The sequence below is a fragment of the Marinobacter pelagius genome (assembly GCF_900114925.1).
Classification (GTDB): domain Bacteria; phylum Pseudomonadota; class Gammaproteobacteria; order Pseudomonadales; family Oleiphilaceae; genus Marinobacter; species Marinobacter pelagius.
On the sequence record NZ_FOUR01000007.1, the window covers coordinates 136,216 to 153,642 of the forward strand.

The following is a 17,427-nucleotide window of genomic DNA, read 5'->3' on the forward strand; positions in this document are numbered from 1 at the left end:
GTGGTACACCCTAAAACATCCAGGCCGGGAATTTCATCCCGATGTCCCCCTTTTTTGTACACACATCTCACCCAATCACCCCTGAACCCGCCACACACGCGGATTCAATGAAATGTGAAACTTTATCCATTCCCCTTCATAATGGCGCCGACTGAACACTGCCGGAGTATATAAGATGGCGATTAACTGGTTTCCCGGGCACATGCACAAGGCCCGCAAGGAGATCAAGAAGGTAATGCCCCAGATGGACCTGATCATCGAGGTTCTGGATGCGCGCATTCCTTTCAGCAGCGAAAATCCGCTGGTCCCGTCCCTGCGTGGCGATACACCGCTGATCAAGGTTCTGAACAAACGGGACCTGGCGGACCCGGAGATCACCAGGCGCTGGCAGGCCTGGCTGGAAAAAGAGCGTGGCGTCCGGGCCATTACCCTGACCCACAACCAGCGCGGCGAGGCCCTGGACATCCTCAAGCTTGCCCGGGAGATGACCCCGGACCACGACCGCCAGAAGAGCGCACTGAGGGTGATGATCCTGGGTATACCCAATGTCGGCAAATCCACCATCATCAATACCCTGGCCGCCAGGCCGGTGGCGAAAACCGGCAACGAGCCGGCGGTCACCCGGGCCCAGCAGGCCATCAAACTGCCGGGAAACATCCTGCTATATGACACCCCGGGCTTTCTCTGGCCGAAGCTATCACCGGAGGCCTGCGGCTACCGCCTCGCCATTACCGGGGCCATTCGCAGTGCCGTACTGGATTTCGAGGATGTTGCCCTGTTCGAGGCCGATTACCTGCTTGAGGCCTATCCGGAACTCGTTCGGGCCCGCTATGGGCTTGCCGAGTTACCGCCGGACGGCCTCGGCCTGATGGACGCCATTGCCGCGAAACGACGGTTCTTCGCCCGTGGCGGCATACCGGACCTGCACAAGGTGGCCGAGGTGCTGCTGAACGAGTTCCGTTCCGGCACTCTGGGCCGGATCTCCCTGGAAACGCCGGAAATGGTTGAGCAGGAAGCCCGGGTTGCTGCCGAAGAGGAGGCTCGCAAGGCAGAGAAAAAATGAAAACTTCAACTCCCCGTACCAAGGTCAAATATAACCGGGGAGGCAAAGGGCCTACACTGTCAAATATTGTCAATGTCTTGCTGGCTTGCTGATCGGCAGCCACTGAAGGAGGAAGAGCATGAGACGCGTCGTCGTCACTGGTATGGGTATCGTTTCCTGTCTGGGGAATTCCCTGGAAGAGGTCCTGGACAGCCTGCAAAACGGCAAGTCCGGCATTCGTTTCAATGAAACCTACAAGGACAAGGGGTTTCGCAGCCAGGTTTCCGGCTCTATTGACGTAGACACCTCCGTGATCGATCGCAAGGTACGCCGGTTCATGGGCCCTGCTGCCATGTATGGCTACCTGTCGATGGAGCAGGCCATTGCCCAGGCCGGGCTGAGCGAAGAACAGATCTCCAATGACCGCACCGGCCTGATCGCCGGGTCCGGCGGAGCTTCCTGCTCCAGCCAGGTGGAAGCCACGGACACCATGCGCGAACGCGGCGTGAAGCGGATCGGGCCCTACATGGTGCCCCGGATCATGACCAGCACCGTCTCCGCCTGCCTGGCCACCGCCTACAAGATCCGCGGTGTGAACTATTCCATGTCCTCGGCCTGCGCCACCAGCGCCCATTGCATTGGTCACGGCATGGAACAGATCCAGTCCGGCAAACAGGACATCATCTTCGCCGGCGGTGGTGAAGAGGAAGACTGGAGCCTCACCATGATGTTTGACGCCATGGGTGCGCTCTCCACCAAGTATAACGACGCGCCGGAAACCGCTTCGCGCCCGTTCGACAGCGGCCGTGACGGCTTTGTTATCGCCGGTGGCGGCGGCATGGTGGTGCTCGAGGAATACGAGCATGCGAAGAAACGCGGAGCCAACATCATCGCCGAGCTGACCGGATACGGCGCCACCTCCGACGGCTACGACATGGTTGCCCCCTCCGGCGAGGGTGCCAAACGCTGTATGGAACAGGCCATGGCCACCATTCGCGGCAAGGTCCAGTACATCAATGCCCACGGCACCAGCACCCCGGTGGGCGATGTGGCAGAGATGGGCGCGGTGAAGAACACCTTTGGCAGCGATATTCCGGCCATCTCCTCTACCAAATCCCTGTCCGGGCACTCACTCGGTGCTGCCGGCGTCCAGGAAGCCATCTACTCCCTGCTGATGCTGCAACACGGATTTGCAGCCGGCACCAAGAACCTGCTCGATGCCGATGAAAAGATCCGGGATCTGCCCATTGTGGGCCCCGAGGCCCGCGATATGGCGCTGGATTGCGTGATGTCGAACAGTTTCGGCTTCGGCGGCACCAACGCTTCCCTGATTTTCGAGAAGATCTGACCCACCAGCGGTGGCGGTCAAGAGCCGCCACCGCTGGTAAATTTCTGGCCCGCCATGCGATTGATCATTGGCAAAGGGCGCTATACGTATTAAGGTACGAGGTTGATATGGATCAATTTGGACGGTTCATCCGTTATGGCGCAAGCAATCCCCATTCGTAAGAACTCGCCCCTCAAAGCCTCGTGTCACGAGTGCAGTCTGAGCAACCTTTGCCTGCCCCTGGCTGTTGAAGAAAACGACCTCGAGCGCCTGGAAGACATCGTCCAACAGGGACGGATCTTCAATCGCGGTGAGCACATCTTTGATCAGAGCACCCCATTCCGCTCCTGCTTTGCAGTGAAGAGTGGTTCCATCAAGACCTCCATCATTACCGAAGGTGGCGAGGAACAGGTCACAGGCTTCTTTATGCCCGGTGAGCTGGTAGGGCTGGACAGCATGAGCGGAGAGACCTACGCCTGCACGGCGAAGGCCCTGGAGCGAACCAGTGTCTGCGAGTTCCCGATCGAGAAGCTGGAAGAGCTGACCGGCAAGATGCCGGAGCTGCAGCACCACATGTACCACCTGATGAGCCAGGAGATCCAGAACAGCCATCAACTGGCCATGCTGCTGAGCAAGAATACCGCGGAGGAGCGCATCGCCGCCCTGCTGCTGTCCCTTTCCAGCCGCTTCCAGCGCCGCCGGCTGTCGCCGACCAATTTCAGTCTGCCGATGGCCAGGAACGACATTGCCAACTTCCTGGGCCTGGCGGTAGAGACCGTCAGCCGCGTGTTCACCCGCTTCCAGAACCAGGGCCTGATCCGCGCCCGCGGCCGGGAAGTGGAGCTACTGGACGTGGAAGCCCTGCAGACCGTCACCCGGGAGTTTTCCCGCCAGGGTTGCCAGTAAGACGGTTAACGCAGGGTCAGAAGATTTAAGACGGGGTTAGACGAGTAAGACGGGGTCAGAAGAAAGCTTTCTTCTGACCCCATTTTCATCGACGCTATCTTCAACCTACCCGGCTGTCTCCGTCGTTTCCTTCCCTTCCCGCTTCTTCAGCATCGCCAACTCCTCCACCAGCCCGGAACGCCAGGGTTGCTGCTTGACGCCAAAGGTGTTGCGGATCTTGGTACAGATCATCGTGGTGTTCACCGGTTCCAGGTGACCCCAGTCCGGAACCTCATCGACGACCCGTATCCCTTCAGGAATGCCGGGCAGACCGGCAATCGCCAGCCCCAGCTCATAGAGATTGATCTCCTCGGCGCCGGCGTACTGATAGGTACCCCATACCTCGGCACCACAGTCCAGCTGCAGGATGACCGCGGTCATGACCCGCGCCAGGTCCTTGACGGCAACCGGCTGCCCCCGGCACCGTCCCGGCAGCGACAGGGTCTCGCCGGCGGCCGTGCTGGCCTGCACCTTGCGAATGAAGCGGGCCAGACTCCAGCCGGTGCGGAGAATGATGTGCCTCGGCAGCAGTGACCGTAACGCCTGCTCGCACTCCCACTGCCAGTTCCCCAGCTCGTTCATGGGCTGGCCCGGATTGGAGGTGATGTACCCACTCTGCTTGCGGCCGTCGAAGACATAGCAGGATGACAGCTGGAACAGCGCAATGCCGTGCTCCCGGGCATACTCGGCCATGGCCACCGGCAACGAGAACGCTGCCTTGTGGGTGTCCTCAGGGTCCCTCTGCGCCACTTCCGGGTCGGCCAACCACAGGGCGTTGACGATCAGGTCGGTGTCCTCGGGAATCCAGTTATCCAGGGCATTGAGATCGGCACTGGCGGCGTCACTGACCAGCAGCGGACTGATCTGCAGGTGGGTTTCCCGCAGGCGCTCCAGCAGGACTTTCCCGAGGGGGCCGTAGTCATGGACAACAAGTACGTGCACGAGGAATCAATGCCTCCAGGTTTTCACTTGGGTGACGGACGGCCCGAAACGGTAAGGCCAATGGTTTGTTGGCCGGGCCTCTTAGAATAACACTCGGCCTGACACGCCAGCGTCTAATTTCTTTGCTATCTCTTTCAAGAGCATACAACAACGGGAAGCCACATGCTGAAACAACAGAGCCATATTGTCGCGCCGATACCGGACGAACTCCGGACCCGTGCATTGTACACCGTGGGTGAACTCCGCGAACGCGGCAAGGCCGATAAAGAAGCAATCGACAAGCTCTACGAGCTGATCGTCGAACTGACCGAGGAAGGCCTGGACTTCTTCTTCCTGGAACCCCTACGCCGCCTCAAGGCCAGCAGCATGATGCTGGGCATGGCAAAAATGGGCATCAGCAGTATGCTCAAGGGCAGCAAGATGGTGGTCCACAAGGTGCTGAAAAAGCTCGACGACCGCAGCCTTGCTGCCATCCTCGATTTCATCGAGGAGATCATTCACGAACCGGAAGCAGGCTGAGCTGCGGCCGGGCGTTACCGGTATTCCCGCGGTACCCGGGCGGTAATACCGGTCATCAGTTCATAGGAGATGGTGCCGGCGCAGGTTGCAACCTCATCCACGCCCACCGTCTCGCCCCACAACTCCACCCTGTCGCCCGGCCGGGCGTCCGGCGCGTTGGTGAGATCCACCGCCAGCATATCCATCGAGACCCTGCCAATCAGCCGGATGCGCTGGCCACCCACCGCTGCGGGGGTGTCGGTACCGGCGTGTCGCGGATAACCGTCGCCATAGCCGATGGCCACCATGCCCATGGGCGTGTCCTGTTCGGCCACCCAGGCGGAGCCATAGCCCACGGCCTCCCCTGCCTTCACAATTCGCGTGCTGATGAGGGGCGCTTCCAGGGTCATCACCGGCTTCAGACCCAGCTCCGGACCGATCTTGCCGACAGACGGAGAGCCGCCGTAAAGCATGATGCCAGGCCGGCTCCAGTCAAACAGAGGCTGGCCGGGAAGAAAGTGCGCCGCGGAGTTGCCGACGCTGCGCATCAGCTCCGGCCAGGCTGCGGTGCCCTGAACGAAACACTCGGTCTGCTCGGCCGTCCGGGTACTTGAGGGGTCGTCCGCGCAGGCAAAATGGGTGACAAACCCCAACAATCGGGGGCGGGCTCCCATGGCGTCGATCGCCGCCATCACATCGGGCAACTCCGCCGGCCGGAAGCCCAGGCGATTCATGCCACTGTTCACCTTGAGCCAGAAGTCCGGTCGGTCACCGCAACATTCCAGCCACTTCAGTTGGGCCTGGCTGTGCAATACCGGTTCGAACCCGTGCGCGAGGCAACCTGAGAGGTCCCCTTCTTCATGCACACCCTGCAGCAGAACCACCGGTTGCCGGAGGCCCGCATCACGGATGGCCAGCGCCTCTTCCAGGCACGCCACGGCGTACTTGGGCGCCATTTCCGCCAGCGCCAACGCCACTTGCCGTATACCGTGGCCATAGCCATCGGCCTTGACCACGGCCATGGCCCGGGCGCTTCCGGCCAGTTTCTGCGCCAGGGCAAAATTGTCCCGGAGCGCCTGCAAATCGATTCGGGCGATGGTGCTGCGGGGCATCAGTAGTCGTCACCGTAATCGCTGTAATCGCCGTGGGCGAGGTCCTCGAACTTGGTGTACTTGCCGATGAAGGCCAGACGCACGGTACCGATGGGGCCGTTCCGCTGCTTACCAATAATGATTTCGGCGATGCCTTTGTCCGGCGTATCCTCGTTATAGACCTCGTCCCGGTACACGAACATGATGACGTCGGCATCCTGCTCGATCGCACCGGATTCCCGCAGATCCGAGTTTACCGGCCGCTTGTTGGGCCGTTGCTCCAGGCTCCGGTTCAGCTGGGAAAGAGCCACCACCGGGCAGCTCAGCTCCTTGGCGATCCCCTTCAGGGACCGGGAGATTTCCGAGATCTCTGCCGTCCGCCCCTCGGTATTTCCCGGCACCCGCATCAGCTGAAGGTAATCCACCATGATCAGGCCCAGCTTGCCGTCATTCTCACGCGCGATACGGCGGGCGCGAGAACGCATTTCCGTGGGGCTCAAACCGGGGGTGTCATCAATATACAGGGGCTTGTCCTTGAGCAGGCTCACGGCGGAGGTCAGCCGGGGCCAGTCGTCTTCCTCGAGCTTGCCGCCGCGGACCTTGGTCTGGTCGATGCGCCCGAGGGAGGAGATCATACGCATGGCCAGGGCGTCCGCCGGCATCTCCATACTGAATACCAGGACCGGCGTGCCGGTGCTGATCAGGGCGTTCTCGACAATGTTCATGGCGAAGGTGGTCTTACCCATGGAGGGGCGGCCCGCCACGATGATCAGGTCTGCCGGCTGCATACCCGAGGTCTTCTCGTCCAGATCCCGGAAACCGGTGGTCAGGCCGGTAGTCTGTTCACCGGACTCGAACAATTCCTCGATCCGGCTCAGGGTCTGGGTCAGGATCGGGTTGATGGCCTTCGGGCCAGAGCCTTCCTTGTTACGGGATTCGGCAATCCGGAAGACATTTCGCTCGGCCTCGTCCAGGATCTCGTTACTGGTGCGCCCCAGGGGGTTGAAGGCGGAATCGGAGATCTGGCCGGACACTTCCACCAGCTGTCGCAGGATCGAGCGCTCGCGAACGATGTCAGCATAGGCTCGAATGTTGGCAGCACCGGGGGTCTTTTCCGCCAGCTCGGCCAGGTAGGATAAACCGCCGGCGTCCTCAATATCGCCGGCCCGCTCCAGAAACTCGGCCAGGGTCACCACATCCAGCGGTTCGCTTTCACTGGCCAGGCGCTCGACAGCGCCGAAGATCAGGCGATGATCCTGACGATAGAAATCCGCGGCCGAGATGACCTCGGCAATTTCGTCGAACCGGCGGTTATCGAGCATCAGGCCACCGAGGACGGCCTGCTCGGCTTCCACCGAATGCGGAGGCACCTTGATGCGGCTGGTTTCCAGGTCGGTACTGGCAGGTTTCAGATTGGGCTTGGCCATAAGAACGCTTCAGGATTGAGGTAAGCTCAGGAACTGATAAGAATACCAGAAACAAACGGGCCCGAAACCGTCTCCGGTTCGGGCCCGTTCAATCAAGCTCGGCCGGGTTGCCCCGACCTAACATTGACCTGCTGCGGATCAGTCCGCAACTACCGCCAGCTTGACGGTGACTTCAACGTCAGAGTGCAGCTGAAGCTCGATGTCGTACTCGCCGGTCACGCGGATCGGACCTTCCGGCAGACGCACTTCGCTCTTCTCTACTTCGGTGCCACCGGCAGTGATCGCGTCAGCAATGTCGCGCACACCGATAGAACCGAACAGCTTGCCTTCTTCACCGGCTTTGGAGCTGATGGTGAAAGAAGCACCTTCCAGTGCCTCGGCACGCGCCTGGGCAGCAGCCAGCTTCTCGGCAGCAGCCTTCTCAAGCTCGGCACGACGCTCTTCGAACGCCTTCAGGTTTGCTTCGGTGGCAGGTACAGCTTTGCCATAAGGAAGCAGGAAATTACGACCGTAACCGGCCTTTACCTTTACCTTGTCACCCAGGGAGCCAAGGTTTGCAACTTTCTCGAGCAGAATAACTTCCATCTCGTTAACCTCTTCGTGCTTTATTCAGCCGGCCCGGCAGGTTTGATACGCCCCCGGATATCCAGCCAGCTATCCACAAAAGCCATAACCACTAACAGAATCATCAGGCTTGGGCCCAGCAGCAACAGCGCGATGTAGAACATCGCCAGCCAGTTCCCGCTCAGCTGTTTACGACCAACAACGCCATGAACCAGGGCGATACTCGCCAGGAACAGGGGTGTGCCCGCAGCCCAGGCCAGCAACATCGAGTTCAGGCCCAGGAGGGGACCAATCAACATGGTCACCGCACACAACACTGCCACCACCGGCGACAGCCGCAGGGCATGGAATTCCTTCCGGAAGCCACCGGGGTTATAAAGCCCGGCCTGCCATGCCCTGGCCAGCATCGTCATACCCACGGCAGTTGCCAGGTAGGTACCCGCCATGCTGGCGTTCATCGTGTCCCGAATCACCTTCTCGAGATCGCTCCCGAGGGTACGGGCCACTTCGGCGTTGTACTGCTCGTAAAATTCCACCCCGGCCTGAACGAGATCGTCCAGCAAGCCGGGATAGAGCACGGGCAACATCAGGCCCGTGACAATCGCCAGAAAGCTCCCTCCGAGGAGGGCTCTTTCCCAGGACAGCGTGGTTCTGAGGATGTACGCCATCAGCATTGTCTGGAGCAATACCGCCAGAGCCGTCGGGTCCTGCCCGAACCAGCTCCAGCCTAGCGCCGGAAGCAATGCCCAGAGACCGATACTCAGCCCCTGCCCGATACCCAGCCTGAGAATCACCAGGCCGACTACCGCTGCGCCTATCCAGAACAGCAGAGGTATCGCAGTGGTAACTGCCGCAACCCCGCCGGCCTGCAGGGGACCGCGCATTACAAACTGTGCGAGTGCACGCATGGCCCCAAATCCTGTTTATCTGTTCTTAGTGATCGTGGCTGTCCGTATACGGCAGCAGTGCCAGGTAGCGGGCACGCTTGATAGCGGTAGCCAGCTGACGCTGATAACGTGCTTTGGTGCCGGTGATGCGGCTGGGCACGATCTTGCCGGTTTCAGTGATGTAGCCTTTCAGGGTGTCCAGATCCTTGTAATCGATCTCTTTAACACCTTCTGCCGTGAAGCGACAGAACTTACGACGTCTGAAAAAACGAGCCATAACTTAACTCCTCAACTCCGGTTAATTACTCTTCTTCGTCCTGGGACTCGGACTTCTGACGGCTGTCAGAATCGGCCGAACGACGCGGACGGTCTTCACCACCTGAACGACGGTCCTCACGGGACTCGGCGGCTTTCATCGGAGACATATCGGTCACGGCTTCATCGCGACGCAGGATCAGGTCACGGATGATGGCATCGTTGAACCGGAAGTTGTGAGTCAGCTCGTCCATAGCGGCCTGGGAACACTCGACGTTCATCAGGACGTAGTGAGCCTTGTGGATCTTGTTGATCGGGTAAGCCAGGTGACGACGGCCCCAATCTTCCAGGCGATGTACCTTGCCGCCATCTTCGGTGATGACGCCGGTATAACGCTCGATCATCGCGGGCACCTGCTCGCTCTGATCCGGATGTACCATGAATACGATTTCGTAGTGACGCATGAGTTCTCCCTACGGTTTAAACAGCTTCCTTTTTCAACCGCGCGGCGTCTTGCCGCCCTGTTGAGCATGAAAGCAAGGAGGTGACAGCCTCGGGCTGCCGGTTTCTTTTTGCTTTATCAATAAGGCTTTACAACGAAAGGCTTGATCAAAAGCGTGGCCTTACTGCCCGTTTGTTCAGGCAATAAAAAACCACCCCTTAAAAAAGGGGTGACGTATTCTAGGCGCCCAGCGCCTTCTGTGCAAGGGTTAACCAAGGCGCTGACGCAGCGCCTCGTACAGACACACGCCGGTGGCGACAGAAACATTCAGACTGTCCACGTGCCCCAGCATGGGAATGTTGATCAACTGGTCACAGTGCTCTTTGGTCAGCCGCCGCATACCCTTGCCTTCGGCCCCCATCACCAGGGCCACCGGCCCCTTGAAATCCGCCTGGTAGAGCGTGGCTTTGGCCTCGCCGGCAGTGCCGATCAGCCAGACGCCCTGCTCCTGCAGGGATCTCAGAAAACGCGCCAGATTGGTCACGCGCACGAACGGCACGGTTTCAGCCGCGCCACAGGCAACCTTGCGGGCAACCGGGGTCAGGGACGCGGACTTGTCCTTGGGCACAATGACCGCCTGAATGCCCACAGCGTCCGCGGTTCGCATGCAGGCCCCCAGGTTATGGGGATCAGTCACGCCGTCGAGTACCAGTAGAAACGGCGGCTTGTCGCTCTTCTCCAACTGGGCCAGCAGGTCGCCCTCGGTCCATTCCCGGCTCTCCGACACGGCTGCGACCACACCCTGGTGAACACCGGAGACCCGCTCATCGAGTTCACGGCGATGTACAACCTGCCAGCGCACACCGAGGCTGTCGAGCGCATCGGTGATGGCCCTGACACGCTTGTCCTGGCGCCCGGTCTGGATCCAGACCTGCTGCAATCTTTCCGGCTCGCGCTTGAGGACAGCCTCAACCGCGTGCCACCCGAAGACAAATTCCTGGGACACTGATTCTGATCCTGTTTACGGGTTACTGTTCAGAACTCACTTCCGGGTTCTGCGCCTGGGTTTCTTGCCGGATCCGGCCGCTCCGGACTTGCCGGATTTCTTCTCGGCTTCGCGCGCCGCTTCGGCAACCAGCTTCTGCTTGGCGCTGCCCGGCTTGCCCTTGGCGGGCGCGACCGACTCGGGCTTGCCCTTGCTCCGGCCCCGGGAGGCTTTTCTGCCGCCTGCACCACGGCCCTTGCCCTTGTCCTTGCCTTTCCCTTTACCGCGTTCCTCGCGACGGGAGATATCCAGCGCTTCCCGATCCGCCTTGCGGCGTCGGGGCTGACTGACCAGCTCCAGATCGATCTTGCGATCCTCCAGATCCACCCGTGTCACGCGTACCCGGACATCATCGCCCAGGCGGAAGCTCACCGCCGTGCGCTCACCGATCAGGCGATGCTTGGCGGAATCGTGATGGAAATAGTCGCCACTGAGGGTGGAGACATGCACCAGTCCCTCGATATAGATGTCTGCCAGGGCCACAAAGAAGCCGAAGGGCACCACTGCGGAAATCACGCCGTTGTATTCCTCGCCCACGTGATCCTTGAGGAACTCGCACTTGAGCCAGGCCATGACATCCCGGGTGGCATCATCAGCACGCCGTTCGGTCATGGAGGTATGCTCGCCCAGCTGTTCCAGGCGGGCATAATCGTAGGGATATTCCGCCAGTTCCGGATCGGTGACCGGAGGCGTGACCACATCCTTCTTGACCTCGGGATTGTGGATCCGGGACTTGATGGCCCGATGCACAATCAGGTCCGGGTAACGCCGGATCGGTGAGGTGAAGTGGGCGTAGCTGGCAAAGCCCAGACCGAAGTGACCACTTTCCTCCGGGCTGTATACCGCCTGGCTGAGGGAGCGCAGCATCACGGTCTGGATCACATCGGCATCCGGGCGATCGGCAATCTGGGACAACAGCTCCTGATAATCCGCGGACGTCGGCTTGTCGCCACCGCGCAGCTGCAACCCGAGCTCGCCCAGGAACAGCCGGAGTGCTGCCAGTCGTTCTTCCGACGGACCTTCATGTACCCGGTACAGGGCCGGGGTACTGTGCTTCTTCAGGAAACGCGCCGTCGCCACGTTGGCACACAGCATGCACTCTTCGACAATCTTGTGGGCGTCGTTGCGGTGAACCGGAACAATTTCCTCGATCTTGCGGTTGGCATCGAAAATGATCCGGGTTTCGGTGGTCTCGAAGTCGATCGCACCCCGTTCGGTGCGAGCCCAGCGCAGCAGCTTGTAGAGCTCGTAGAGGTTATAGAGCTGCGGCAACACTTCGGAATATTGCTGGCTCAAACGGTAGCCGGGCTCGGAATCCGGACGTTCCAGAATGTCACTGACCTTGTTGTAGGTCAGCCGGGCGTGACTGTGCATCACCGCCTGATAAAAACTGTAACTACTGATGCGACCGTTGGCACTGAGCGTCATATCCGCGACCATGCACAAGCGGTCGACGCCGGGATTCAGGGAACACAGGCCGTTGGACAGTTTCTCCGGAAGCATGGGAACCACGTGATCCGGAAAATACACGGAATTACCCCGGTTCAGCGCCTCTTCATCCAGCGGTGTACCCGGACGGACGTAATGGGACACATCGGCAATCGCCACCAGCAGGCGGAAGCCCCCGCGAGGGCGCGATTCGCAATAGATGGCATCATCAAAGTCCCGGGCGTCCTCGCCATCAATGGTCACCAGCGGCAGATGCCGGATATCCACCCGGTTCTGCTTGTCCTTCTCTTCCACTTCCGCGGGGATGGCGGCAGCCTGCTCACCAACGGAGGGCGGCCAGCTGTGGGGAATCTCGTAGGAGCGGATGGCCACGTCGATTTCCATGCCCGGCGCCATGTGCTCGCCGAGAATCTCAATCACCTTGCCCATCGGCTGGGTACGGACGGTGGGATGACGCAGGATCTCCACCACGACGTACTGGCCCTGGTAGGCCTCACCAACATGCTCTTCCGGCACCAGGATCTCGTGATTGATGCGGGCATTCTCCGGCACCACGAAACTGATGCCGCTCTCCCGGAAAAACCGGCCGACAATCTGGCTGGTGTTGCGCTCAAGCACCTCGACAATCTTGCCCTCACGGCGGCCGCGGTCGTCGACACGGTCTACACGGGCGGCAACCCGGTCGCCATGGAACACCTGGCGCATCTGCCGGGCGGTGAGGAACAGGTCGGAGCCGCCGTCATCGGGAATCAGGAAACCGAAGCCGTCCTTATGGCCGGTCACCCTGCCGGTGACCAGATCTGCCTCTTCGATGGGCAGATAGGCACCACGACGGTTACAGATCATCTGTCCGTCGCGACACATGGCAATCAGCCGGCGGCGTAAGGCCTCGATGCCTTCCGGCGAGGTTTGGCCCAACTCCTCACACAGGGTCTCGTGGGTGGCTGGCGCCCCCCGGTCCTTCAAATGCTTGAGGATGAATTCCCGGCTCTGGATAGGGTTGTCGTATTTCTGGGCCTCACGGTCGACGTGAGGATCACCCTTGTCTTTCTTCCTGGAAACCATTCGGATCCTTGTTTTAAAGCCGCACAGGCGCGGCGGAATTAGTATTTCGTTGCAGTATAACGTTGGTACGGCGATGCTGCCTAACAAGGGGGCATTTGATAGGCACAAATACCACCGAAACTTTTTTGGAAAAAATGTTTGACAGCCTCGGGGGGAATCATTAAAGTACGCGCCATCGGTTGAGGCGACAAGCCGAAGCCAGCAACCAAGGGCTTGAATTCCAAACAGAATTCAGTAGAATAGCCCAGAGTTGTAGTCACCTGCCGAGGTGGTGAAATTGGTAGACACGCTAGCTTCAGGTGCTAGTGGGGGCAACCCCGTGGAGGTTCAAGTCCTCTCCTCGGCACCATTTCCTTCCCCAGGAAATGGCATAGAAATCCCCGAGACTTAGTAATTAGAGCCAGCCAGCACAACTTTGTTGCGCCTGGATTTTTGTGTTTTGCGCACAGACCTGTCTGCACTCCGGCTCACACAAGCCCGACGTCCATCCTTCTCAATCAAGCAGCCCCAGCAAGTATTCCGACAGCATCTGATAGCTGTACTCAACCTTGGCGTAGGCGGAAGAAGGCGTCTCCTCGAATTCCCTTTTGCATTCCCGAGCACCGCTATAGCTGGTGAGGTAGGCCTCCCGGATCAGGTTCGGATTGGCCGGATCAAATGTGGTCGGGTAATACATGGCCCACTGGAAACCGGTCCCGGCATCCACGTTAGCAAGATTCGACAAGGCCGGATCCAGAAAGGCATACCTTAACAGGCGGCTGACCGGATTGTCGGGATCCGCACCCTCAAATTGCCGGGCGTCATATTCCAGTGCCAGCCCGACAAAATTGGCAGGCTGGGGCTCATAGCCAGAGAACTCATAGCTGTATTGGGCGGTAACCACGTGGTCCGCGCCCGCGACCTCAGCATCCGGATCGCAGAAAGATCCGGCACCGACCAAAAGTGAGGACGTTTCCACTCCGTCCTCACTCAGTACGTAACCATCAAAGTCCTCGGGCGGCACACCAGCAGCCTCCGGCACCAGAACCGATCTGCCCCCTTGCGGAATCTCCGCCACCAGCTCCAGGCCTACGCCATCAGCCTTCTGCCAGTGATAAGTTGCCTCCGGGTTACCGGCCAGCTCCGTGGATCCCGCCGAAATACTTTCATGTTCATGACAAGTGGTCGAGGTCTCGAAATAGATCCGCCGGTTTTCCCAGTCGAAGATCAGGCGCTCGTCGACACCTTCTGCTTCAAAGGCAATCCGGCTCTGCGGGGAGAGTGACACCGAGGGCCGCCACTGGCTGCCAAGCTGGTACATCAGGCCATTCACCTTAAGCAGCCGGGCAAGTTCCTGCATGGACGGCGCCAGGCATCCCTCAGCCGATACCGACAGCAACTGACCCGCCTCGGAATAATCGAAGAAAAGCTCGGCGGACACCATCAGGCTCGAGGTACTGACCGGCAGGTTCTGGTCATTTTCGGGCTGGGCCAGGATACGTTGGTGGGTCAGCAGGACGGGGTCACTGTACTCCAGCGGCACCTCCGGCAAGAGCAGAGTGGCCGGGTCGACATTGGCGTAATTACCTCCGGCGGCCTCATCCACCACGGCAATCACCGATGGGGCGTTCTGCACCAGAGAGATTCCCAGCAGGTAGGCCGCCTGCCTGCTCAGATACCGCTCAGTGCCGTCACTGCCGATCTCTGTCAACTTTTCGTTGTACTTGTCGGGAATCTGGCTGGCCATGAACCTCGCCAACGCCCGGGCATAGGCATGGGCACGCTCGTCACCCGATAGCACGTAATCCGCCACCAGGTTGAGACCGGCCAGACTGCCGGCGAGGTCATCGGGGGTCTGCAGGTAGGAACCCAGGCCAAACAGGCTGCGGTAACGGGCCAGCGTGGTAAGTGGTGTGATATTCCGGACCCCGGGTGCCGCGGACATAAGGAATGCCCGGGCCACCGGCACGTCGCCACGCCAGGTCTGCTCCAGAGTCTTACCCGGCAAGGCTACCGTGTAGAGAGGGTAATCCCTGGGATCCAGGTCGGGCCCGACCTCCGGCGGAAGATCCAGCTCTCCCACATCGAGGGAGAACTCACCGCCCTGCCCGCTCATGGTCGTGGGCTCACCGGATTCGAGCACCGCAATATTGCCGTTCTCCAGCTCGATCTCCAGCGGGCCGGGGGTGTACTGGCTGTCGCCATCCATATCCAGCCATACCCGGGCATGAGTCAGGTAACCGTCGATCACCTTCCCGGAATAGGGAGCCGGCTCGGAATAGGACACGCCATCGAAATCCCGACCATCCACAGGCGGGGTATCCGACTCCTGGCCACATCCGGCCAGGATCAGCGTCAGCAGTGCAATGGGTAAGCATTCCAGGCGTGTCATCGCGGCAACCGTTTATTGTTATCAGAGGTGTGCCGCTACTTTAGGGGATGTTGCCGTGGGAGACCTTGACAGGCTTGGCAATTTGTAAAGATTGGTAACAGGCCGCCCCGCCGGCGCAGGCTCGGCGGGGCCTGAGCCCGTCAGAATGAGCGGGCAACAATTTCCTTCATGATTTCATTGGTACCGGCATAGATACGCTGCACGCGGGAGTCGGCCCAGGCACGGGCAATCGGGTATTCCCACATGTAGCCATAGCCACCGTGAAGCTGGACACACTCGTCCATGACCTTGCACTGCAGATCCGTGGTGTGCTGCTTGAGCATGGCCGCCGTGGGGATATCCAGCTTTTTCTCCAGGTGCAGTTCCAGGCAGCGGTCGGTAAATACCCGGGCTGCGGTGATCTCGGCCTTCAGCTCCGCCAGCTTGAAACGGGTGTTCTGGAAGGCGATCACCGGCTTGCCGAAGGCCTTGCGCTCCTTGACGTAGTCCAGGGTCCACTGCCAGGCCGCTTCCGCTGCCGCCACCGCGGCCAGGGCCACCTGCAGACGCTCAGCGGGCAGCTCCTGCATCAGCTGGAAGAAGCCCTGCCCTTCCATGGAACCCAGCAGGTTTTCTACCGGTACTTTGACGTCCTGGAAGAACAGTTCGGAGGTATCCTGGGCCTTCATGCCCACCTTGTTCAGGTTCTGCCCCTTCTCGAAACCTTCCCAGGCAGTCTCCACCAGTAACAGGCTGGTGCCCTTGGCCCCCTCCTTCGGATCGGTCTTGGCCACCACAATCACCAGATCCGCCAACTGGCCGTTGGTGATGAAGGTCTTGGAGCCGTTCAGGGTATAGTGCTCACCGTTTTTGATGGCGGTGGTTTTAACCCCCTGCAGATCGGAACCGGCACCAGGCTCGGTCATGGCGATGGCTCCGATCATCTCACCGGAGACCAGCTTCGGCAGATACTTCTGCTTCTGCTCCTCCGAGCCGTAGTTCAGGATGTAGGGGGCCACAATGTCCGAGTGCAGACCCCAGCCGATACCGGACAAGCCGGCACGGGAGATTTCCTCGATGACAACGGCGCTGTAGCGGAAATCCGCCCCCACACCGCCATACTCCTCCGGCATGGTCGGGCACAGGAAACCCAGCTCACCGGCCTTCTGCCACAGTTCACGGCTGACCTGGCCGTCCTTCTCCCACTGATCGTGATAGGGCGCAGCCTCCTGCTCCAGAAACTTGCGAACGGAATCGCGGAAGCCTTCCAGGTCGGCGTCGAAAACGGTACGTGGAATCATGGTGAACCTCGGTGAATGACGTGTGTTGTGATTGTCGTTCACCAAGTCTCGGCCGCTGGCCGGTTTCGCTCAATGATGAAAACCATCAATCGCGCTGACCAAAACCATCGGCCGGAAGGCGCTTCAGCGGGGCTGTTTGGCGTCGATCCGGGCCTCGCCCCATCGGGGCATCAGATCCTGCGGCAGGTCCAGGTGATCCAGCAGGCGGGCAACCACAAAATCCACCAGATCTTCGATGGACCGGGGCTTGTGGTAGAAGCCGGGGCTCGCCGGCATGACCACCGCGCCCATCCGGGTCAGGCGCAGCATGTTCTCCAGGTGCACTTCCGAATAGGGTGCTTCCCGGGGCACCAGAATCAGCTGGCGCCGTTCCTTGAGAGCGACATCCCCGGCCCGCTCGATCAGGTTGTTGCTCGCACCTGTGGCCAGGGCCGAGAGGGTTCCGGTGCTGCAGGGGCAGATCACCAGGGGGGCCTTCTCACCGGAGCCGGAAGCCGGCGGCGCAAACCAGTCCTCACGGCCAAAGACCAGAACCTGGCCAGGCTGCGCGCCGGAATATTCCGTCAGACACTCCTGCATGGCCGGTGGCGACCCCGGCAGTTTCAGGTCCGTCTCGGTAGCGATAACCACCTGAGCTGCCCGGCTGACCATAACATGCACACGGCACCCGGCCGCCACAAGGCACTGCAGCAGTCGCAACGCGTACTGGGCGCCGGAGGCGCCGGTAATCGCCAGGTTTACGGTTCGCTGTGCCGGAGTGGGCGTGGTCATTCGCGCTTTTCCCCAGGAGTTGTCAG

At 60.3% G+C, this 17,427-nt stretch carries 16 protein-coding genes and 1 tRNA gene; 5 read left to right on the forward strand and 12 right to left on the reverse strand.

The annotated features are described in order from the left end of the window. The first annotated feature begins 175 nt into the window (after positions 1–175). The 3 genes from ylqF to fnr all read left to right on the forward strand — a co-directional run bounded on the left by ylqF (position 176) and on the right by fnr (position 3,275). Positions 176–1,063 carry a ribosome biogenesis GTPase YlqF gene (ylqF, locus tag BM254_RS14220; RefSeq protein WP_092005063.1) on the forward strand — a complete coding sequence of 296 codons (888 nt, stop codon included), beginning with the start codon at positions 176–178 and terminating at the stop codon, positions 1,061–1,063. Positions 1,064–1,181: 118 nt separating this feature from the next. Beyond that, a complete protein-coding gene (fabB, locus tag BM254_RS14225; protein WP_092005067.1) occupies positions 1,182–2,390 on the forward strand; it encodes a beta-ketoacyl-ACP synthase I in 1,209 nt (402 codons plus the stop codon). Positions 2,391–2,525: 135 nt separating this feature from the next. Next, positions 2,526–3,275 carry a fumarate/nitrate reduction transcriptional regulator Fnr gene (gene fnr, locus BM254_RS14230; RefSeq protein WP_092005070.1) on the forward strand — a complete coding sequence of 250 codons (750 nt, stop codon included), beginning with the start codon at positions 2,526–2,528 and terminating at the stop codon, positions 3,273–3,275. A gap of 105 nt (positions 3,276–3,380) precedes the next feature. On the opposite strand, the gene BM254_RS14235 is transcribed toward fnr, so the two are convergent. Then, positions 3,381–4,256, reverse strand: a complete 876-nt coding sequence (locus BM254_RS14235; protein WP_092005073.1) for a sugar nucleotide-binding protein — start codon at positions 4,254–4,256, stop codon at positions 3,381–3,383. Between the two features lie 162 nt (positions 4,257–4,418). Between BM254_RS14235 and BM254_RS14240 the strand changes: the two genes are divergently transcribed. Continuing rightward, a complete protein-coding gene (locus tag BM254_RS14240; protein WP_092005076.1) occupies positions 4,419–4,775 on the forward strand; it encodes a hypothetical protein in 357 nt (118 codons plus the stop codon). A gap of 14 nt (positions 4,776–4,789) precedes the next feature. On the opposite strand, the gene alr is transcribed toward BM254_RS14240, so the two are convergent. The 8 genes from alr to rnr form a co-directional block, all read right to left on the reverse strand. Then, entirely contained in the window at positions 4,790–5,866 is a 1,077-nt protein-coding gene (gene alr, locus BM254_RS14245; RefSeq protein ID WP_092005079.1) for an alanine racemase, read from the reverse strand. Beyond that, complete coding sequence (gene dnaB / locus BM254_RS14250) at positions 5,866–7,272, reverse strand: replicative DNA helicase (protein ID WP_092005082.1); 1,407 nt, start codon at positions 7,270–7,272, stop codon at positions 5,866–5,868. The genes alr and dnaB overlap by 1 nt, the downstream gene beginning before the upstream one ends. A 138-nt stretch (positions 7,273–7,410) precedes the next feature. Beyond that, a complete protein-coding gene (gene rplI, locus BM254_RS14255; protein ID WP_092005084.1) occupies positions 7,411–7,857 on the reverse strand; it encodes a 50S ribosomal protein L9 in 447 nt (148 codons plus the stop codon). Positions 7,858–7,877: 20 nt separating this feature from the next. Continuing rightward, positions 7,878–8,744: a hypothetical protein gene (locus BM254_RS14260; protein WP_092005087.1), complete on the reverse strand. Its 867-nt coding sequence runs from the start codon at positions 8,742–8,744 to the stop codon at positions 7,878–7,880. Between the two features lie 25 nt (positions 8,745–8,769). After that, positions 8,770–9,000, reverse strand: a complete 231-nt coding sequence (gene rpsR, locus BM254_RS14265; RefSeq protein WP_008937282.1) for a 30S ribosomal protein S18 — start codon at positions 8,998–9,000, stop codon at positions 8,770–8,772. A 25-nt stretch (positions 9,001–9,025) separates the two neighbouring features. Beyond that, complete coding sequence (gene rpsF, locus BM254_RS14270) at positions 9,026–9,442, reverse strand: 30S ribosomal protein S6 (RefSeq protein ID WP_092005090.1); 417 nt, start codon at positions 9,440–9,442, stop codon at positions 9,026–9,028. A gap of 246 nt (positions 9,443–9,688) precedes the next feature. Beyond that, positions 9,689–10,426 carry a 23S rRNA (guanosine(2251)-2'-O)-methyltransferase RlmB gene (gene rlmB / locus BM254_RS14275; RefSeq protein WP_092005093.1) on the reverse strand — a complete coding sequence of 246 codons (738 nt, stop codon included), beginning with the start codon at positions 10,424–10,426 and terminating at the stop codon, positions 9,689–9,691. Between the two features lie 36 nt (positions 10,427–10,462). Beyond that, on the reverse strand, positions 10,463–12,979 hold the full coding sequence (gene rnr / locus BM254_RS14280; RefSeq protein ID WP_092005096.1) for a ribonuclease R: 2,517 nt from the start codon (positions 12,977–12,979) through the stop codon (positions 10,463–10,465). Between the two features lie 262 nt (positions 12,980–13,241). On the opposite strand from rnr, the gene BM254_RS14285 reads away from it, so the two are divergent. Continuing rightward, positions 13,242–13,328, forward strand: a tRNA-Leu gene (locus BM254_RS14285). A 144-nt stretch (positions 13,329–13,472) separates the two neighbouring features. Here BM254_RS14285 and BM254_RS14290 read toward each other — a convergent pair. From BM254_RS14290 to BM254_RS14300, 3 genes are all read right to left on the reverse strand, one after another. Then, on the reverse strand, positions 13,473–15,350 hold the full coding sequence (locus tag BM254_RS14290; RefSeq protein ID WP_092005099.1) for a hypothetical protein: 1,878 nt from the start codon (positions 15,348–15,350) through the stop codon (positions 13,473–13,475). A 140-nt stretch (positions 15,351–15,490) separates the two neighbouring features. Continuing rightward, on the reverse strand, positions 15,491–16,630 hold the full coding sequence (locus tag BM254_RS14295; protein WP_092005102.1) for an acyl-CoA dehydrogenase family protein: 1,140 nt from the start codon (positions 16,628–16,630) through the stop codon (positions 15,491–15,493). Between the two features lie 123 nt (positions 16,631–16,753). Beyond that, entirely contained in the window at positions 16,754–17,401 is a 648-nt protein-coding gene (locus BM254_RS14300; RefSeq protein WP_092005105.1) for a flavin prenyltransferase UbiX, read from the reverse strand. Between the last annotated feature and the right edge of the window lie 26 nt (positions 17,402–17,427).

What these genes read in the sequence shown, in the direction of transcription:
- rnr (WP_092005096.1), bottom strand. Translation starts at nt 12,979, where the DNA reads ATGGTTTCCAGGAAGAAAGACAAGGGTGATCCTCACGTCGACCGTGAG.
- rplI (WP_092005084.1), bottom strand. Translation starts at nt 7,857, where the DNA reads ATGGAAGTTATTCTGCTCGAGAAAGTTGCAAACCTTGGCTCCCTGGGT.
- alr (WP_092005079.1), bottom strand. Translation starts at nt 5,866, where the DNA reads ATGCCCCGCAGCACCATCGCCCGAATCGATTTGCAGGCGCTCCGGGAC.
- rpsR (WP_008937282.1), bottom strand. Translation starts at nt 9,000, where the DNA reads ATGGCTCGTTTTTTCAGACGTCGTAAGTTCTGTCGCTTCACGGCAGAA.
- BM254_RS14240 (WP_092005076.1), top strand. Translation starts at nt 4,419, where the DNA reads ATGCTGAAACAACAGAGCCATATTGTCGCGCCGATACCGGACGAACTC.
- BM254_RS14260 (WP_092005087.1), bottom strand. Translation starts at nt 8,744, where the DNA reads ATGCGTGCACTCGCACAGTTTGTAATGCGCGGTCCCCTGCAGGCCGGC.
- dnaB (WP_092005082.1), bottom strand. Translation starts at nt 7,272, where the DNA reads ATGGCCAAGCCCAATCTGAAACCTGCCAGTACCGACCTGGAAACCAGC.
- BM254_RS14295 (WP_092005102.1), bottom strand. Translation starts at nt 16,630, where the DNA reads ATGATTCCACGTACCGTTTTCGACGCCGACCTGGAAGGCTTCCGCGAT.
- BM254_RS14290 (WP_092005099.1), bottom strand. Translation starts at nt 15,350, where the DNA reads ATGACACGCCTGGAATGCTTACCCATTGCACTGCTGACGCTGATCCTG.
- BM254_RS14300 (WP_092005105.1), bottom strand. Translation starts at nt 17,401, where the DNA reads ATGACCACGCCCACTCCGGCACAGCGAACCGTAAACCTGGCGATTACC.
- fnr (WP_092005070.1), top strand. Translation starts at nt 2,526, where the DNA reads ATGGCGCAAGCAATCCCCATTCGTAAGAACTCGCCCCTCAAAGCCTCG.
- ylqF (WP_092005063.1), top strand. Translation starts at nt 176, where the DNA reads ATGGCGATTAACTGGTTTCCCGGGCACATGCACAAGGCCCGCAAGGAG.
- fabB (WP_092005067.1), top strand. Translation starts at nt 1,182, where the DNA reads ATGAGACGCGTCGTCGTCACTGGTATGGGTATCGTTTCCTGTCTGGGG.
- rpsF (WP_092005090.1), bottom strand. Translation starts at nt 9,442, where the DNA reads ATGCGTCACTACGAAATCGTATTCATGGTACATCCGGATCAGAGCGAG.